Origin of the sequence: Priestia sp. FSL R5-0597 (assembly GCF_038006305.1) — a bacterium.
GTDB lineage: Bacteria > Bacillota > Bacilli > Bacillales > Bacillaceae_H > Priestia > Priestia zanthoxyli.
Genome location: NZ_JBBOUZ010000001.1, coordinates 859,688 through 877,935 on the forward strand (window position 1 = coordinate 859,688; position 18,248 = coordinate 877,935).

General features: G+C 39.4%; 19 protein-coding genes and 1 riboswitch. Of the genes, 15 read left to right on the forward strand and 4 right to left on the reverse strand.

Annotated features, from left to right (window positions below; translation table 11 throughout):
• Nucleotides 1-1,017, forward strand: a complete 1,017-nt coding sequence (locus MKX72_RS04465; protein ID WP_028412140.1) for a FecCD family ABC transporter permease — start codon at nt 1-3, stop codon at nt 1,015-1,017.
• 26 nt (nt 1,018-1,043) lie between these two features.
• Here the strand turns inward: MKX72_RS04465 and MKX72_RS04470 are convergent, their stop codons facing one another.
• Nucleotides 1,044-2,045, reverse strand: coding sequence for a DUF3231 family protein (locus MKX72_RS04470; RefSeq protein WP_033578148.1), 1,002 nt, complete (start codon nt 2,043-2,045; stop codon nt 1,044-1,046).
• Between the two features lie 247 nt (nt 2,046-2,292).
• Here MKX72_RS04470 and nei point away from each other — a divergent pair, with 247 nt between their 5' ends.
• From nei to MKX72_RS04535, 13 genes are all read left to right on the forward strand, one after another.
• A complete protein-coding gene (gene nei / locus MKX72_RS04475) occupies nt 2,293-3,111 on the forward strand; it encodes an endonuclease VIII (protein WP_028412142.1) in 819 nt (272 codons plus the stop codon).
• Nucleotides 3,112-3,215: 104 nt separating this feature from the next.
• Nucleotides 3,216-3,593, forward strand: a complete 378-nt coding sequence (locus tag MKX72_RS04480; protein WP_013055587.1) for an FAS1-like dehydratase domain-containing protein — start codon at nt 3,216-3,218, stop codon at nt 3,591-3,593.
• A 215-nt stretch (nt 3,594-3,808) separates the two neighbouring features.
• A complete protein-coding gene (locus MKX72_RS04485; protein WP_098113718.1) occupies nt 3,809-5,188 on the forward strand; it encodes a DUF6612 family protein in 1,380 nt (459 codons plus the stop codon).
• A 156-nt stretch (nt 5,189-5,344) separates the two neighbouring features.
• A complete protein-coding gene (gene murQ, locus MKX72_RS04490; RefSeq protein ID WP_028412145.1) occupies nt 5,345-6,250 on the forward strand; it encodes an N-acetylmuramic acid 6-phosphate etherase in 906 nt (301 codons plus the stop codon).
• A gap of 12 nt (nt 6,251-6,262) precedes the next feature.
• Nucleotides 6,263-7,117 carry a MurR/RpiR family transcriptional regulator gene (locus MKX72_RS04495; RefSeq protein ID WP_033578150.1) on the forward strand — a complete coding sequence of 285 codons (855 nt, stop codon included), beginning with the start codon at nt 6,263-6,265 and terminating at the stop codon, nt 7,115-7,117.
• A gap of 89 nt (nt 7,118-7,206) precedes the next feature.
• Nucleotides 7,207-8,568, forward strand: a complete 1,362-nt coding sequence (locus tag MKX72_RS04500) for a PTS transporter subunit EIIC (RefSeq protein WP_033578151.1) — start codon at nt 7,207-7,209, stop codon at nt 8,566-8,568.
• Complete coding sequence (locus MKX72_RS04505; protein WP_047751584.1) at nt 8,565-9,575, forward strand: MupG family TIM beta-alpha barrel fold protein; 1,011 nt, start codon at nt 8,565-8,567, stop codon at nt 9,573-9,575. The genes MKX72_RS04500 and MKX72_RS04505 overlap by 4 nt, the downstream gene beginning before the upstream one ends.
• 222 nt (nt 9,576-9,797) lie before the next feature.
• Nucleotides 9,798-9,900, forward strand: a riboswitch (TPP riboswitch).
• Between the two features lie 114 nt (nt 9,901-10,014).
• A complete protein-coding gene (locus MKX72_RS04510; RefSeq protein WP_155008496.1) occupies nt 10,015-11,292 on the forward strand; it encodes an acetylornithine deacetylase in 1,278 nt (425 codons plus the stop codon).
• 5 nt (nt 11,293-11,297) lie between these two features.
• Nucleotides 11,298-11,969 carry a thiaminase II gene (gene tenA, locus MKX72_RS04515; protein ID WP_028412153.1) on the forward strand — a complete coding sequence of 224 codons (672 nt, stop codon included), beginning with the start codon at nt 11,298-11,300 and terminating at the stop codon, nt 11,967-11,969.
• Nucleotides 11,962-12,726, forward strand: a complete 765-nt coding sequence (locus MKX72_RS04520; protein WP_028412154.1) for an ABC transporter ATP-binding protein — start codon at nt 11,962-11,964, stop codon at nt 12,724-12,726. Before tenA ends, MKX72_RS04520 begins: the two co-directional genes overlap by 8 nt.
• Entirely contained in the window at nt 12,723-13,466 is a 744-nt protein-coding gene (locus MKX72_RS04525; RefSeq protein ID WP_155008494.1) for an ABC transporter permease, read from the forward strand. The genes MKX72_RS04520 and MKX72_RS04525 overlap by 4 nt, the downstream gene beginning before the upstream one ends.
• Complete coding sequence (locus MKX72_RS04530) at nt 13,463-14,473, forward strand: ABC transporter substrate-binding protein (protein ID WP_033578153.1); 1,011 nt, start codon at nt 13,463-13,465, stop codon at nt 14,471-14,473. The genes MKX72_RS04525 and MKX72_RS04530 overlap by 4 nt, the downstream gene beginning before the upstream one ends.
• Before the next feature lie 86 nt (nt 14,474-14,559).
• Nucleotides 14,560-14,805, forward strand: a complete 246-nt coding sequence (locus tag MKX72_RS04535; RefSeq protein WP_028412157.1) for a ferredoxin — start codon at nt 14,560-14,562, stop codon at nt 14,803-14,805.
• Nucleotides 14,806-14,918: 113 nt separating this feature from the next.
• On the opposite strand, the gene hxlB is transcribed toward MKX72_RS04535, so the two are convergent.
• From hxlB to MKX72_RS04550, 3 genes are all read right to left on the reverse strand, one after another.
• The gene (gene hxlB / locus MKX72_RS04540; RefSeq protein ID WP_013055598.1) at nt 14,919-15,476 is read right to left on the reverse strand and encodes a 6-phospho-3-hexuloisomerase; all 558 of its coding nucleotides are present in this window, start codon (nt 15,474-15,476) and stop codon (nt 14,919-14,921) included.
• Nucleotides 15,477-15,486: 10 nt separating this feature from the next.
• Nucleotides 15,487-16,116: a 3-hexulose-6-phosphate synthase gene (hxlA, locus tag MKX72_RS04545; protein WP_013055599.1), complete on the reverse strand. Its 630-nt coding sequence runs from the start codon at nt 16,114-16,116 to the stop codon at nt 15,487-15,489.
• Nucleotides 16,117-16,384: 268 nt separating this feature from the next.
• Nucleotides 16,385-16,750 (reverse strand): winged helix-turn-helix transcriptional regulator, encoded by a 366-nt coding sequence (locus MKX72_RS04550; protein ID WP_028412158.1) that lies wholly within the window; start codon nt 16,748-16,750, stop codon nt 16,385-16,387.
• 191 nt (nt 16,751-16,941) lie between these two features.
• Between MKX72_RS04550 and MKX72_RS04555 the strand changes: the two genes are divergently transcribed.
• A protein-coding gene (locus MKX72_RS04555) for an IS3 family transposase (protein WP_340758824.1) occupies nt 16,942-18,092 on the forward strand; the annotation gives its coding sequence in 2 pieces (ribosomal slippage) (nt 16,942-17,224 and nt 17,224-18,092; 1,152 coding nt in all).
• Nucleotides 18,093-18,248 lie beyond the last annotated feature (156 nt).

An 18,248-nucleotide genomic window follows, 5' to 3' on the forward strand; every position in this document is an offset into this window, starting at 1 on the left:
ATGCAGACTGTCAATAAAACAAAAAAGCAGCCATCTCGATTCAAGTCTGTCGGCCTGTTTATCATTCTTTCTGTCTTAATTATAGCGCTGAGCGTGATAAGCCTTAGCTTAGGAGACATTAACATACCTCCTTTAGATATTATTACGTCTTTTATTGGCATTGGCGATCCTGACTTGACGTCTATTTTGGTAGAATTTCGCCTGCCTCGTATTTTGCTGGCTATTTTAACCGGGATCGGCCTAGCTGTGTCCGGAGTCGTCGTACAGTCTATTATGAGAAATCCGCTCGCTAGTCCCGATACATTAGGTCTTTCAAGCGGATCAGGGTTAGCTGCTGTTGCAGTCACTATTTTACTGCCTTTAGCAAGTCCGTCTGTTTTATCAGTCGCTGCGTTTGCAGGAGGCTCCTTTGTCTTCGTAATAGTCTATTTGCTTGCTTATAAAAAAGGAGTAGAACCTATTCGATTTGCGTTAATAGGTGTAGCGGTCAGCGCTTTTTGTTCATCCGGTATTCACTTGTTAATTTCAAAAGCAAATCCAAACGTAAACGCAGCACTCATTTGGCTGAGCGGCAGCTTATGGGGAAGAACATGGGATCAATTGATTGGTTTACTTCCGTGGGTCGTTATACTAGTACCGCTGATTTGGCTGTTAGCTGCTCGGTTAGATTTAATTCATTTAGGCGATGAAGTGGCTAGGGGGCTAGGGGCTAGAGTAGAGCTAATTCGTCTAGTATTACTAGCAAGCGCAGTGGCAATGACGGCTGCCGTTGTATCGGTTGTTGGTACCATTGGCTTTGTCGGGCTTATTATTCCTCATGTGGCCAAACGGTTAGTGGGACCGAGACATAAACAACTGATTCCTACAGCCGCTTTACTTGGAGCTTTGTTTGTACTAGCGGCAGATTTGATTGGGCGAGGAATTGCTCCTCCGATTGAAATTCCGGCCGGATTAATCATTGGCATTATCGGCGCTCCGTATTTTCTTTATTTACTGTGGAGAGAATCTAAAAAATAAGCTCGCGCTTTAGCGCGAGCTTATTTTTATTCCAAGTGAATTTTGGGAAATGGAATATGCGGAGGCTCTTCTAGCCATCCTTGTTCAATACTTATTCTTGATACTTCTTTGGCATATTCCAAAATTTCAGTCGTGAAGTTTGTATAGTTTAAAGCGAGATCTAAACGGGGGCTTGTTGACATCGCAAGCCCGTAGCCACGTACATTTTCAGTAATCATCGCAGCTAGGTGAAACATCATGAGTTTTTCTGAAAATGGGGGAACAGAAGACTTTTCTACTCCGTAATCCCACTTCATTGTGACCGGTATGTTTTCTACCATTAGCGGTTGTGACAGGGATTCAATATGCTGCTGCACAAGCTCTCTACCCTTTAATAAAAAAGCCTGAATGTCCTGAGAAGGAGCTGTTTGAGCAAACCCTAAAATTAAATCCTTTGCAATTAAGTTCGTCTGTATACTTGACACGATATGAGAAATTTCAATGACGGTTAACGGCCGCTTTTCATCAAAATAGCTTCCTAAGAAGAGTTCTTTATCGTTCATATCAGACGCATCTGCAATAGGAATGGGAGGCAGTTCTATAAAAATTTGTTTTTCTAACAACAAATCTGTAATCGTTTGGTTAAGCTTTTCTGCTTTTAACAGCAAGCTGCGAAAAAAAGATCGTACATCATTTCTTGCGGCAACATCGACGCCCGTAGTTGCTGACAGCAGAAGGACATTTGAAATATGCTTTAAATAAAGCAAATAAAAAGAATCCGAAAATAATTTTGGAGCTTCAGCGTCAAGGTCTTCTTCTCCGAAACCAAGCGGGATTGGCATATTTTCTTTTAAAAAGATAGCAGTGAGCGCATCACTGTTTTTTGTTGTGATATGCAGTGTACCTTGAATCGCTTTTTGAATCTCTAAATCGTCTACATGACAAAGAAATTGTTTGAGCATACAAGAAATCGCTTTATCGTTCATATATTGCTTCCAAATAACAGCCATCTCAGCGGCTGATAGTGGAGAAAATGATTGATTATTCATAATAAACTCCTCATGCTAAGTAATTAACAAGTTTCTAAAAGGTTACCAACTAGTATAAGTCAAAGGAAGTAAGATAAACACTATAGAAAGTAAAAAAGGTATCAACATTTTACTATAAGAGTAAACGTCATGCATAATTTAAAGGTTCTTTTAGCAAAAGAAGGGCGCAGCCGCTTCTTTCTTGCAAAGCAGAAATAAAACCGAAATAATAAATGAAGAAAGTTAGGCAAGAAAGGAGTTTCATTATATGCCAGAAGGTCCAGAAATTAGACGAGCAGCCGACGAAGTGGAAAAAGCGATTATCGGTCTTCCTGTTCGCGAGATATGGTTTGCTTTTCCATCTTTGCAACATTATGAAGAAGTATTAACAGGAGCTCGTATTGAGAGAGTAGATACAAAAGGAAAAGCTATGCTTATTCGTTTTGACAACGGCTATACCATTTACTCACATAATCAGCTTTATGGAAAATGGTATGTTCGTTCATCTTACAATTATCCATCTACAAACAGACAGCTGCGCCTTGCAATTCATAATGAAAAAAAATCAGCGCTGCTTTATAGCGCTTCTGATATTGAAGTATTGCGTGATGAAGAAGTTCCAGCTCATCCTTTTGTATCAAGGGTTGGTCCTGATATCTTAAGTGAAGAAGTAACGGCAGGTGAGCTTTTAGACCGTTTTTATTCTAAACCATTTTATCGTAGAAAGTGGGCATCGCTGCTGCTAGACCAAAGCTTTATAGCTGGGATTGGCAATTACTTGCGCAGTGAAATCCTATTTGTAGCGGGAATTAACCCTGCAGCTCGTCCCATAGACTGCACGGAAGAACAGCTTAAAAAGGCAGCTGAAGCAACCATTTCTCTTGTAAAACAGTCCTATAAAACAGGTGGCATTACAAATGATGTAAAGCTTGCTGAATCGTTAAAAAAGAAAGGGCAAAAGCGCTCTGCATACCGCCACTGGGTTTTTAACCGTGAAGGAGAAGCTTGTCGAATTGACGGCACGCCTATTCTAAAAGTCCAAGCTGCTTCTAGAAGGCTTTATTACTGTCCTACTTGTCAGAAATAGCAGGATATATTTATTCTGCTATTTTTTTGATGTGAAAATGAATGACTGTTCATTTTTGTGATATAGTTAAAAAATAAAGTCATAATCTTAAGGGGAGGGATAAGATGGAATGTAAAGCAGGAGATACATTTACGTGGCAAAGAACGTTTCAAGAGGAAGAAATCATGCAGTTTGCGGAGATGACTGGAGACCGGGGCAAACATCATATAGAACGTGACGAAAAAGGGCGGCTAATGGTACATGGGCTTATGACTGCTAGTATTGGGACAAAGATAGGGGGAGACTTAAACTACATTGCAAGAGAAATGGTGAGTGAATTTCTTCGTCCAGTTTTTGCAGGAGATACAGTTACCTGTGAATGTATATTAACTGAAGTAGAAAAAGCAGATGGTTTTCAAAAAGTGAAAATCAAATCAGTGTATCGAAATCAACAAGGTAAAGAAGTACTGATAGGGACAAGTAATGGAATTATAAGAGATTGAAATGAAGGCGCTAACAAAAAATAAGTTATGAAGGTTGTTAAAAAAGTCACGGATTCGTGACTTTTTTATTGTTCAATTTCCTTCTTTTGTTGGTTACCATTTAAATGTAAATATGGTAATTTAGTAAAGTTGAGTTTCACAAATGGTAAAAATGTGTATTTACTAAGTACATAGATTCTTATTTTTGGAAAAATATTTAAAAAGGAGTTTCTTAGATGAAAAAAATAATGAATACCGGCTTAGCACTATCATTCGCTCTATTGCTTTCGGCATGTGGGATGCCGTCTTCAGAGGAATTAACGGGTGACGTGAAAGAAGCACAAGAAAAGGTGAAAAATGTTCAAGTGAAAGTCAATGGGAAAGAAGAAGGATCGTCTGATTACAAAGTCAACGGAGTACAAGAGTTTGATTTTAAAAGTAAAGCAGGTTACATTAACACAAAAATGAACGGCGAAGAATTGAAGATGTATCATGACGGTGATGAAACGTTAGCTGTGGCTGGAGAAGAAAGCACAAAAGTACAGGGAGAAGAAAAAAAGTACGTTAAGGCTTTAATTAATAACGCTAGGGAGCTTCAACAAAATCCAATACGCTACTACCAAAAATATGATAAAAATCTTCCAAATGAATTTGACGTCACCGAAAAAGGCAAAGAGTATGTATTAACATTTAACGGAGACAAAGACAAAAAGCAAAAAATTGTAGCAGGTGATGCTAAAGCTTATTATAAAATAACAAATCAAGGCAGCGATACTGCTGTAGACCTTGACCAAATTAAAGGAAAAGATTTTTCGCTTATTGTGACAATTGATAAAGAAACGAAGCAAATAAAGAAAGTAGTAAAAAATCAGTCGTATTCAGTTAAAGTAGACGGAAAAACAGAAAACTCAAAGTCTAAGCAAACGTATACGTATACATATAACCAATTAGACAATGTAACAAAACCAAAAGTGGAAGCAAAAGCCGCTGCTGCTTCTAATGGTAGCAGCACCGAAACGCCAAGTAAAGAAAAGCAGGCTGCCTATGCCAAGGAAGCGGGACAATACGTGGATGCTTTAATTCAAGCCACTGTTTATCAAAATACAGATCAATTTGTTGCTAAACATCCGAATCAGCAAGATAAGAAACAGGTAAAAGAAAAAGGGGAGTTCCAAAAGAGTTCGTTTGTAGAGTTTTTTGAAACGAATTTTAAAGGGGCTTTATCATCATTGAGCTCAAATATAACCGATGAGCAGTTAAACGAAGTAAGCAGCGCTTTTCTAAAAGCTCTTTCATCTACAAAATATACTATTAAAGATGCAGCGTATAGTGCTGAAGATGGTGCGTACGTCGTACAAGTCGAAATTCAAGGATTTAACGATGCAAGTGTATTAGCGGAAGTCATGACACCACTTGCAGAAAAATATCAGGCGGGTGAGCTGAGTAACGAGCAGTTAGTAAACGAACTTATTGACGGAGTAGCAAAACGCTATCGTGAGCCAGTTGAATTACTTCCGGCAAAAACAGTCCCTGTACACGTCGTAAGAAATGGTGAAAAAGATTACGAAGTTTTAATGCAAGATGAGTATCTGTTAACATTTGCTCAACAATCATAAATAGACATAAAAAAGGATTTCAGCTATATGCCTGAAATCTTTTTTTATGTTGTTTTAAAATATAATTTCAAAAAATAAAATAAATTATTGAAATTATATTTTAAACGAATTATAATAACCATAACTTCACTACATGATGAAAAAGGAGCCGAAAAGATGAATGAACAGCTTACGTTATTAACAACAGAGTCTCAAAACGAGCAGACCATGAAGATAGATACGGCTAGTACAAAAGAAATTTTAAACGTAATGAATAAAGAAGATCAAAAAGTGGCGCTGGCTGTGCAAGAGGTACTTCCAGACGTAGAGGTAGCAGTTGAGTTTGTAAGCGAATCGTTTCAAAAGGAAGGGCGGCTTATTTATGTCGGAGCAGGAACAAGCGGACGGCTGGGAGTATTGGATGCTGTTGAATGCCCGCCTACTTTCAGTACCAATCCCAATCAGGTACAGGGACTGATGGCTGGAGGAGAAAAAGCATTTGTGAAAGCAGTTGAAGGTGCAGAAGATAAAGAAGAATTGGGAGCAGCAGATTTACAAAAAATACATTTAAATGAACGAGACACAGTCATTGGAATTGCTGCAAGCGGACGTACGCCTTATGTGATTGGTGCATTGAAATATGCAAAATCTGTAAAAGCTAAAACAGTGGCGCTGTCTTGCAATGGTAATTCACTTATTGGAAAAGAAGCAGATCATAGCATCGAGGTAGTAGTAGGTCCAGAAGTGCTAACAGGTTCCACAAGGTTAAAAGCAGCAAGCGCTCATAAAATGATTCTCAACATGATTTCTACCGCGGCTATGATTAAAGTAGGAAAAGCATATGAAAATTTAATGATAGATGTTCATGTGAGTAATGAAAAGCTTAAGGAACGAGCGATAGGTATTATTTGTAAAATTACAGGTGTTTCTTACGAGCGAGCAAGTCAAACGCTTGAAGAAGCAAATAATGAGGTAAAAACAGCAGTGGTGATGATCAAAACAAATGAAAATTACGACACCGCAAAGATGTTACTGAATAATGCGGGGGGGTATGTGAGAAAAGCGATTGAACATTACGTATAAAGGAGAGAAACGATGTCAACAGGCGGATTAACAATGATTAAAAACACGGTGGCTAAGCTTCCAGATTCGGAGCGGAAAATTGCTGAATATATTTTAAACAACCCGCATACTGTGGTAAACAGTACGGCTGGGGAACTAGGAAGACTAGCGAATGCGAGCAGTGCTGCTGTTATTCGTTTGTGTAAATCTATCGGGGTTAGCGGCTTTCAAGAATTAAAGGTTAGAGTAGCCGGTGATTTAGCTAAAGATACAGAACAAGGATACCGTGATATTGAAACAAATGAAACAATTCAATCTATTGTCAAAAAAACGGCAAGCAACAGCATTCAAAGTCTAAGTGATACGGCTGAGCTTGTGAATTATAAAGAAGTAGAGCGGGCTGTTTTGGCGCTGATTGGAGCAAAAAACATTCATTTTTTCGGAATTGGTGCTTCACATATTATTGCTATAGATGCGCAGCAAAAATTTCTTCGAATTAATAAAAATGCGACGGCTTTTGCGGATAGCCATTTAGCAGCTACACTCATCGCAAATGCAAGTAAAGACGATGTAGTTGTGGGTATTTCTTTTTCAGGAGAGACTCCTGAAGTAAGCAACGTCTTATCTTTAGCTAAAAATCGCGGAGTAAAGACGATTAGCTTAACTAAGTACGGACAGTCTACCGTTTCGTCTTTAGCAGATATTTGTTTGTATACGTCTTATTCTCAAGAAGCGCCGTTTCGAAGCGCAGCAACATCGTCTCGTTTAGCCCAGCTTTATGTGATTGATGTTTTATTTTTAAGTATTGCAGCGCAGCAGTACGACCAGACGATTGAGTATATTGACAAAACAAGAGATGCCATTCAGTTTTTGAAAGATAAGAAATAAAAAAAGAAAACGATTACAAAAAGGGGATTTTGTGGTCTGTTTCCTCAGTGGCGTATCCATCTAAGAGGAAAATACAAAGGGGGATTAACATGTCTTTAGATAATCATCAATTAGCAAAGGCTGTTTTGGAGATGCTTGGGGGAGCATCTAATATTGAAGCGTATACGCATTGTATGACGCGGCTGCGTGTGACTATAAAAGATGATTCAATTGTTAAAAAGGCAGATATACGAAAACTTGAAGGCGTGCTCGGATTAGTGGAAGAAGAAACGCTGCAAATCATTATTGGGCCGGGCAAAGTGAACAAAGTAACAGAAGAATTTGGAAAGTTAATTGATGAATCCGGCGGTATTAACTTAGAAGATCGTGCAGCACAGCGGAAATCGGAGCTGAAAGAAAAAAATGCAACTCCGTTTAAGCTGTTGCTTCGCCGAATTGCAAGTATTTTTATTCCGTTGATACCTGCTCTTGTAGCATCTGGACTTATTACCGGAGTGACAAAAGCAGCTGTGCAGGCGAAGTGGCTTCCGGCAGATTCACAGATTGCTATTCTTTTAACCGTTATCGGAAGCGGTTTATTTGCCTATCTGGGTATTTTAGTAGGTATTAATGCAGCAAAAGAATTTGGTGGTTCGCCAGCTCTAGGAGGCTTAGCGGGCATTTTAGTCATTAATCCTGCCGTAGCTGATATTAAACTTTTTGGTGAAGCACTTTTGCCGGGGCGTGGGGGCTTAATAGGAGTGCTGCTTGCAGCAATCTTTATGGCCGTGTTAGAAAAACGAGTACGTAAATTTGTCCCACAGTCACTGGATATTATTATTACACCAACCGTTACGGTGTTAATTACAGGAATTATTACGTATGTGGTATTCATGCCAATCGGCGGCTTCATTTCAGATGGAATCACAAAAGGTCTTTTAGGAGTTTTAGAGGTTGGAGGAGTTGTAGCAGGCTTTGTTTTAGGGGCAACGTTTTTGCCGCTCGTTATTACAGGACTGCATCAAGGTCTTACTCCGGTCCATTTAGAGCTTATTAATTCGATTGGAGATGATCCGCTTCTTCCTATACTAGCAATGGGCGGAGCCGGTCAGGTTGGTGCAGCTTTTGCTATTTATATCAAAACAAAGAAAAAACGCTTAAAGCGAGCAATTGGAGGCGCACTTCCTTCAGGGCTGCTGGGAATCGGAGAGCCGCTTATTTTTGGAGTCACACTTCCTTTAGGGCGTCCATTTTTAACCGCTTGTCTTGGAGCTGGAATCGGCGGAGCGTTTCAGGCGCACTTCCATATTGCAACTGTAGCAGTGGGAGTATCGGGTTTGCCGCTTACGTTTTTAGTTCATGCGCATCAAATTCTTCTTTATTTACTTGGATTAGTTATTGCTTACGCAGCAGGCTTTATTTGTACCTATTTCTTTGGATTTAACGATGAAATGGCGAGGGAGTTTGAATGATTGGCATTTCATTTTATTTGAACGATAGAGATGCCAAACAAAGATTAGTAGAAGCGAGTGAATGCGGCGTTACACGCGCATTCACTTCACTTCACATTCCAGAGGAAAAAGGAGATTTGGCTGAACGGGCAAAAGAATTGCTTCATGTGGCTAGAGATTGTGGAATAAGCGTGTATGCAGATGTATCTAAGCATACACCGGTTCATTTAGGTATCGAAAGCCTTATGACTCTATCTTCACTTGGCGTATCAGGTATTAGACTAGACGATGGCTTTAGCGTAGAAGAAACGATTTTACTTGCGGATGAGTTTTATATTGCCCTTAATGCAAGTACAGTGTCAAAACTAGAAATAGAAGCGCTATTATCTGCAGGCCTTCATCATCATCAGCTGCTTGCTTGGCATAATTTTTATCCGCGGCCTGAAACAGGGCTTGAAGAAACGTTTTTTCAACAGCAAACAGATTTATTTAATGAACTTCGTATTCCAGTTTGTGCTTATATTCCCGGGGAAGGCGAAAAGAGAGGACCTATTTATCAAGGACTTCCTACTAGAGAAAAAGACCGTAATAAATGTCCTTTTACCTCTGCAGTAGATTTATACGGATGCGGAGTAACGGAGGTTTATATTGGAGATCCATACGCCAGTTCAAATTTATTAAAACGTTTAGTTCAATATCAAGAAAACCGCATTATTCCGCTACGCATTCGTTCACCTCATATACAGGGAACGTACAGCGTGCGTCCGGATGTATCAAGAGACGTTCTGCGTTTGGTTGATACACGATCTGTAAAACCAGTGCTGCCATTTCATACAGTAGAACGCAGAATCGGAGCAATTACAATGGACAATGATGGCTACGGACGTTACAGAGGAGAGGTTCAAATAGCTAAAAGGAATTTGTCTGCAAATGCTAATGTGAATGTGATTGGGTATGTAATAGAAGAAGATCATGAGCTGCTTTCATTAGTGAGACCGGGGCAAAAGCTTGAGCTTATTACTGTCTGAAGGAAAAAACGGTGTATTTTTAAAGAAGCCAATAGCTAACTAGTAATGTCACAAAAAGAAAGAGCACACACTGCATGAAAAAGGTGTGTGCTTTTTCTTTTACTACTAAAAAGGAAACTATTTTCATTACCATATCATGAACCTTTCTATTGAATAAAACGCTTTACTATGATAAAACTATTACAGGTAAACATATGATAATAGATTAATTTCATAGAGATACAACACCACTAGGGGTGCTTTCGAAGCTGAGAGAGACGATAAGTCTTAACCCTTATAACCTGAACTAGGTAATACTAGCGTAGGAAAGAGGTATTGTAATGGATGTTTTGTATGGGATTTCCTTACGAACTCGTTATAATAATTTTGTGTACATAAACAAAAACACTTCTTTCCTGCGAAAGAAGTGTTTTTTTATGCGTAAAGGAAGGTGTCATACATGAAAGAAACAATTGATTTGCTTGTCAAACAGGTAGAGGAGCGCAAAGGAGAGTTAATCCAGTTATTAACAACGCTTGTTTCGTATAAAACGCTAGCGCCTCCTGCACGAAATTCTCATGAAGCGCAGCTGTACGTAGCGGATTTTCTTAAAAACTGCGGTTTTTCCATTGATATGTGGGACTTATATTCTAACGACCCTATCGTAGTGGGAACGTTAAAAGGACAAAAATCGGCTGACTATCAAAGCTTGATTATTAACGGCCATATGGATGTTGCTGAGGTACAAGAAAATGAAAATTGGGAAACCAATCCGTTTGAAGCTGTTGTGAAAGACAATATGATAATTGGACGCGGAGTTGCTGATATGAAAGGCGGTTTGGCGGGAGCATTATTTGCAGTTCAGCTTTTAACAGAAGCAGGAATCGAGCTGCCAGGAGACTTGATTTTTGAATCCGTTGTAGGAGAAGAAGTAGGAGAGGCAGGTACGCTGCAATGCTGTCAGAAAGGGTATACAGCTGATTTTGCGCTTGTAGTCGATACAAGTGATTTACATATTCAAGGTCAAGGCGGAGTGATCACGGGATGGATTACGATAAAAAGCAGTAAAACCTATCATGACGGTACACGCCGAAGTATGATTCATGCTGGAGGAGGGCTGTTAGCCGCAAGCGCTATTGAAAAGATGGCAAAAGTGATCGGAGGGCTACAAGAATTGGAGCGTCACTGGGCTGTTACAAAGAGCTATCCAGGATTTTTGCCAGGGACAAATACGATTAATCCAGCAGTAATCGAAGGCGGAAGACATGCTGCTTTTATTGCAGATGAATGCAGGCTGTGGATCACCGTTCACTATTATCCTAATGAATCGTACGACCAAGTATCAAAAGAAGTGGAAGAATATATTATAGCTATTGCAAAAGCAGATCCATGGTTAAAAGATAATCTGCCAACCTTTGAATGGGGAGGCACATCAATGATTGAAGACAGAGGAGAAATCTTTCCGTCATTAGAAATTGATGAAAATCATGCAGGAGTGCAGCTGCTTGCAAATACTCATGAACAAATGGAAGGTAAAAAGCCTCCAATTGATGTGTCAACTAGCGTAACAGACGGGGGATGGCTAGCTGATGCGGGAATTCCCGCCGCTATTTACGGTCCGGGAAATTTAGCAAATGCACATGCTGTGAACGAACAATTAGATATTAATCAGCTTGTTCAATATACAAAAGTGATAGTGCAGTTCATTTATACGTGGCTGCATACGCATAAGGAGTGATCATCATGAAATTTAGTGAACGATTATACGAAAAGCTGCAGCCTATTTGGCGTCAAAATCATAATCATCCCTTCGTACAGGGGATGGGAGATGGAACGCTTGAAAAGGAGAAGTTTCGCTTCTACATGATTCAAGATTACCTTTACCTAATTGATTATGCCAAATTATTTGCGATTGGAGCCATGAAAGCTACCGATCTTCAAACGATGGGGAAATTTGCAGCCCTTTTAGATTCTACATTAAACGAAGAAATGAGTCTGCACCGTGAGTATGCCAAGAAATTTGAAATCAGCGAAAAAGAATTAGAAAAAGCGCAGCCATCTCCTACAACGCTTGCATACACGCACTATATGCTGCACGTTGGTCAAAGTGGAACATTAGCTGAATTAGTAGCCGCTCTTTTGCCTTGTATGTGGAGCTACTGGGAAATAGGAAAAGAACTTAGTGAAAAGCCTGGAGCTAACAATGAGTTTTACCGTGAGTGGATTGAAATGTACAGCTCAGAAGAATTTGGAGAACTGGCGACATGGTGTATCAATTTATTTGACTCACTTACTGAAGATAAATCAGAAGTGGAATTAGAAAAGCTTGAAGAAATTTTCTTGAATACGACGCGTTTTGAGTATATGTTCTGGGATATGGCTTATAACGAAGCGATGTGGCCAATTCATGAATAGGTCTGTGTTATCTTTTCAAAACGTCAGTTTTACGTACAAGAACGGTGATCAAGCGATTTTAAAATCATTAAACTTAGACGTGAAAGAAGGCGAGTTTGTCAGTATCGTTGGAGCGAGCGGCTCTGGGAAAAGTACGTTGTTTCGTCTCATTACAGGTCTTGAACAGCAGAGTGAAGGCGATATCGTGATTAACGGAAAGTCTTATGAAAAGCGACTAGGAAAAGTAGGCTATATGCCGCAGCAAGATTTGCTGCTTCCGTGGCGTACGATTCTAGACAATGCAGCACTGCCTCTTGAGCTTCACAATGTATCAAAAGCAAGTGCTCATAAGCAAGTGTCTCAGCTGCTTGAAGAGTTTGGCCTAAAAGGGTATGAAAACCGTTTTCCAAGTGATTTATCCGGAGGGATGAAGCAGCGCGTTTCTTTTCTTCGGACGGTATTAAGCGGTTCTAACGTGCTGCTTTTAGATGAGCCTTTTAGTGCACTTGATGCAATCACACGTTTATCGATGCAGGAATGGCTGCTTGACCAATGGCAAAAGCGTAAGCATAGCATCTTATTTATCACTCATGACGTCAATGAAGCGCTTTTTTTATCAGATCGCATTTTTATCTTTTCAGACAAGCCAGTAAGTTGTCTTGAAGAAATTCAAGTGCCGCTTAGCAGACCTCGAACGCAAAAAGATCTGAATCAACAGCGAGTGCTTGATGTGAAAGATTATTTAATTGAACAGCTAAGATCGAAGGTGAACACATGAAAAAGTACGGGGCTTCAGTGATTTTAGTAGTCATTTTGCTGGCTGCTTGGGAAATTGGAGCACGCATTGTAAACTATCCGTTTATTTTACCAACGCCCAGCGGTATTTTAACGAAGCTTTGGGAGCTGCGAATGGATTTATTGTTTAAGCATTTACCAGCTACGTTATCTATTGTCGTAATTGGGCTTGTAATATCCGTTGTGCTAGGGGTTCTGCTGGCTGTGTGGATGAATTGGAGTCCGCTTATTGAGCGTGCTTTTTATCCGCTTATTATTGCGTCACAAATGATTCCGACCATTGCCATTGCTCCTGTATTTGTGCTGTGGTTTGGCTACTCCATTTGGAGCAAAGTGATTGTGACCGTATTAATTACGTTTTTTCCCATTACCGTTAGCACATTTGACGGGCTTCGTTCTACAAACAAAGAGTTAAAAGAACTCATGTTAACGATGGGAGCAACAAAAAAAGATATTTTCTTTAAGTTGAACATTCCTTCTGCACTGCCTCATTTTTATTCGGGACTCAAAGTAGCGGTTACCTTTAGTATAATAGGTGCTGCCATTGGGGAATGGTTGGGTGCGCAAGCAGGCTTAGGATATTTCAGTCGTCGCATGATGACACAGTTTGATGCAGCTGGTGTATTTGCACCAATTGTGATTTTATCCGCGCTTGGTATTTTATTTTTTATTATTGTAGTAGGTTTCGAAAAACGTTCATTAAAGTGGAGGAAAATAGAATGAAAAAATGGTTTGCGATTAGCTTAAGCCTGCTGCTTGTTTTGATGCTCGCTGCTTGCGGTCAGGACAAGGAAAATAAAGCTGGTGACAGTAAAAAATTAAAAGACGTTACAATTATGCTTGATTGGTATCCAAATGCAGTGCACAGCTTCATTTACGCTGCACAAGAAAAAGGATATTTCAAAAAAGAAGGGCTGAATGTAAAAGTACAATTTCCTGCTAATCCAACAGACTCGCTTAATTTAGCAGCTGCAGGGAAAGTCACGCTCGGCCTTTACTATCAGCCTGATGTAGCAATGGCACGAGCAAATGAAGATGTGCCGGTAAAGTCGGTAGGAGCGATTGTAAGATCTCCGCTAAACCGGGTTGTGGCATTGAAAGATAGCGGTATTAAGCGTCCTAAAGATTTAGAAGGAAAAGTAGTAGGATACAGTGGAACACCATTAAGTGAATCTGTTCTAAAGAAAATGGTGAAAAGCGATGGAGGAGATCCGAATAAAGTAAAACTAGTAGACGTAGGGTTTGAGTTAAATTCATCGCTGATTAGCAAAAAAGTAGATGCTGTAATAGGTGCGTATATTAACCACGAAGTACCATTGCTTCACAAAAAAGGATACAAAACGGTTGACATTGATCCGTCAGATTACGGCGTGCCATCTTATTACGAGCTAGTGGCCGTTACAGGGGATCAAACGTGGGCAAAAGATTCTGATACGATTAAAGCGTTTTGGCGTGCCGCGACAAAAGGGTATGAATACACGGAGAAACATCCAAAAGAATCACTTCAAATTTTGTTAGATAATCAAGATAAATCAAACTTCCCGCTTGAAAAAGATGTGGAAACAAAAAGTTTGAATATCTTACTTCCAAAAATGAAGTCTGAACAAGGATTCGGCAGTCAAACGAAAGAATCATGGCAATCAAATGTTAACTGGTTAAAAGAGTCAGGGTTAATTAAGAAAAAGCCAAATGTAGATGAGATGTTTGAGAATATTGGGGAATCTCAGTAAATAATTTAAGACGAATTTAAAAAAACCTCCTTATACTGAACGTAACTTTCTGAAAGAGAAAGTGAAAAGGTCAAGGAGGTTTTTTTATGGCTTTTACGATAGTAGAGAAGGAAACATGTATTGCTTGCGGAGCATGTGGAGGGAGTGCGCCAGATCTTTATGATTATGATTCAGAAGGTCTTGCTTATGCCGTATTAGATAACAACGAAGGAACAAAAGAAGTTCCTGAGCATCAGCAAGATGAGATGATGGAAGCGTACGAAGGGTGTCCAACAGACTCGATTAAAGTTGCAGAGCAGCCGTTTTATGGAGATGCAGCAAAATTCGAATAGGGCTTTTGAAAAAATAAATAATGATAAAGTACATTTAGTTATCTGATAAGTGAATATTTGGTTATATAGAAAGTTCCAAAACAAAAAAGGTCTTGCCTAGGCAAGACCTTTTTCTACTCTAAATTTGCATGCTTTCCGTACATCGTATGAGTATCAAGTTCTTTCTTCTCCATGAAGCGAAGAATCAGCGCATCGTAAAAAAGAAGAAGCGTTTGTTCAAACAGTGACGCCATAGGCTGTACGGTTTGATAACTGCTTTGTTCTTGATCCTTCGGAGCGCCGGGCAGCTTCACGATGAAGTCAGCCAGCTTGCCAAGCGTGGAATCGGGGGAAATCGTGACTACTCCAACTTTTCCTCCAAGTTCTTTTGCTTTTTGAGCAATAGGAATCAAGCTCTTCGTTTCGCCAGAACCTGATCCGATGATTAATAAATCATCCTGCGTGAAAGTGGACGTCACGGTTTCTCCAATGACATAAGCATCAATGCCCATATGCATCATACGCATAGCAAACGACTTGCCCATAAGACCTGAACGGCCTGCTCCTGTGACAAACACTTTTTTAGATGAGATGATGCCATTTACAAGCTGTTCAGCTTCATCGTCAGCGATTAGAGCTGTTGTTTGTAAAAGCTCATTCATAACCGTTTTTAAATGTTCGCTCGTCTGCATAGAAAGCTCCTTAATTTGTAATAAGCTCTTTCATTTGAGAAGCAACTGATTTTTTATCATCTTGGCTCGTGATGCCTCCGCCAACGATAACAAGATCAGGCTGTGCTTTTACTACTTCAGGTAAAGATTCTAATTTAATGCCGCCAGCAACGGCTGTTTTTGCATTTTTTACAACGCTTTTGATTGTTACTAAATCTTCAAAAGAGTTTTGACCAACTGCTTGAAGATCGTATCCTGTGTGTACGCAGATATAGTCAACGCCAAATTCGTCTAGCTCTTTTGCGCGTCCTTTAATATCTTTTACACCAATCATATCGACTAGAATTTTTTTACCTTGTTTTTTCGCTTCTTCAACTGCACCTTTAATTGACATATCTTCAGCCACACCTAAGATGGTAATGATGTCTGCTCCAGCTTGAGAAGCTTGCTGTACTTCATAACCAGCTGCATCCATGATTTTTAGGTCAGCTAATACTTTTAAATTAGGAAATGCTTCTTTAATTTCTTTAACGGCGCGAAGCCCTTCATTGATTACAACAGGTGTACCGATTTCCACGATATCAATATGTTCTTCAACTTCTTTTACTACCTCTTTTGCTTGAGAAATATTAACAAGATCTAATGCTAATTGTAATTCCATTCTACTCCACTCCTTACAGAAATCTATAGATACCTTTTGTGCCTTTTTACATAAAAAGCAGCTGGTGTAGTTATTGTACCCGCAGTTTGAGGTTCTTAAAAGTACGCACTTTTCCCACAAATAGTGTGGGGAATGATAGTATACAGAAGTATACTAATGGACATATCAGTCTTGTAATCGCTTAATTTTCATTAAAAATGCGGATGATATTGAGTAATATCATCCGCATAAAAAAATAAAAACTATGGAATAGAAGGATTCGTTTCCATCATTTAATTAACGTTTCTGCCTTTTGTTCTTGATTGACCAGCACTGTATCACGGTAATTTTTACCCCAATCGTACATGGCTGTCAAAATAGGCATTAAACTTTCTCCTTCTTTTGTAAGTGAGTATTCGACTTTAGGTGGTACGACAGGATAAACTTTACGGTTAACAATTAGATCTTCTTCCAGTTCCCGCAGCTGGTTAACCAGCATGCGCGGCGTAATATCAGGAATAAGCGATTTTAGTTCCCCGAACCGTTTTGTTCCTTCACGTCCTAAGTGCCATAGTATCAGCATCTTCCATTTTCCGCCGATAATAGCAAGCGTTAATTCTTTTTCACAGTTAAATTCCTTATTAAGCTGGCTCAATTGTTTCACCCCTATGACCAATAGTATAAAATTTCTTTTACAGTACTTCTTATTATACCGGTGCTGACAATCCTTTTACAAAAATCCGGCTTGTATCGGGACTGACCCCCTAGAGTGAGACAAATAAAAAACACCTTTAAGTTAAAAAACGGGTATGTAGTACCTAACAATAACTTGGAGGTGTTTTTTCTATGGGGACAAGAGTCAGTTATCCGGTAGAAATAAAATTAAAAGCGATTGAAATGAGATTAGCTGGTATACCTGTAAAAGAAGTATTGTCACAGCTGAATATTCGTAATCATACCCAATTGAAAACGTGGATGACATGGTATAAAAATGGAGAAATGCATCGATTTGGACAGCCTGTAGGCAAGCAGTATTCATATGGAAAAGGTCCTGAATTTAAAAGCGAGACGTCTAAGTTAGAGGCAGAGAACCGGCAGTTAAAGCAACAGATTGAGATCTTAAAAAAGCACAAGGAATTGGAAAGGAAGTGGTACCAGAAATTGTAGTAAACACAGTGGAAGAGCTAAAAGGTCAGGTGCCTATTTATCAAATCTGTTTACATCTTAATATCCCTCGATCCACTTACTATCGTTGGAAGCAACATACAAAACGGGATACATTAAAGAAATGGATGGAACAACAAGTTGGTGAACAATGTCATAAACACAAGTTTCGATATGGCTATCGAAAGATTACAGCATTACTCAATCGAACGATGAAGATTAATCATAAGTTTGTGCAGCGTGCCATGCAGAAGTATGGTTGGCAATGTCGCGTAAAACGGAAGAAACGTCAGCGAACAGGGCAACCTTATCAGGTTGCAGAGAATGTATTAAATCGTGAATTTCGAGCTGATTGTCCTCTTCAAAAACTAGTGACGGATATTACCTACTTGCCTTTTGGACCCAAACAGTTGTATCTTTCAAGTATTCAGGATTTATTTAACGGAGAAATCATTGCGTATTCCATTGGTGATTGTCAAAACGTAGCGTTTGTTTTAGATACGTTAAGTCAACTTCCTTCTTTGCCTGAAGGATGCACGCTGCATAGCGATCAAGGTTCCGTGTACACATCGTATGCTTATCAACAAAAAATCAAAGAAAGAGGCATTACCATGAGTATGTCCCGCAAAGGGACTCCCGCAGATAATGCCTCTATCGAATCGTTTCATTCCTCGCTAAAGTCTGAAACGTTCTACCTTGACGAGTTGACATATACTACGACCACCATCGTAGAGCAAACCGTCAAAAACTATATTACTTATTATAACAATGCCCGTATTCAAACAAAACTAAACAACCAGTCACCGGTACAATATCGGCAACTGGTCGTTTAAAAGGTGTTTTGATCCCTGTCTCAAAAACAGGGGTCAGTCCCCATCTTTCCATTAAAAAATTTAGCTTTTTTTACTATATAGTTATTCTTGACTAGTGAGATATAAAAGGTGGCCTTTAGTCATGTTTTTTATTTTTAACGAATTCAATTGTTTAAA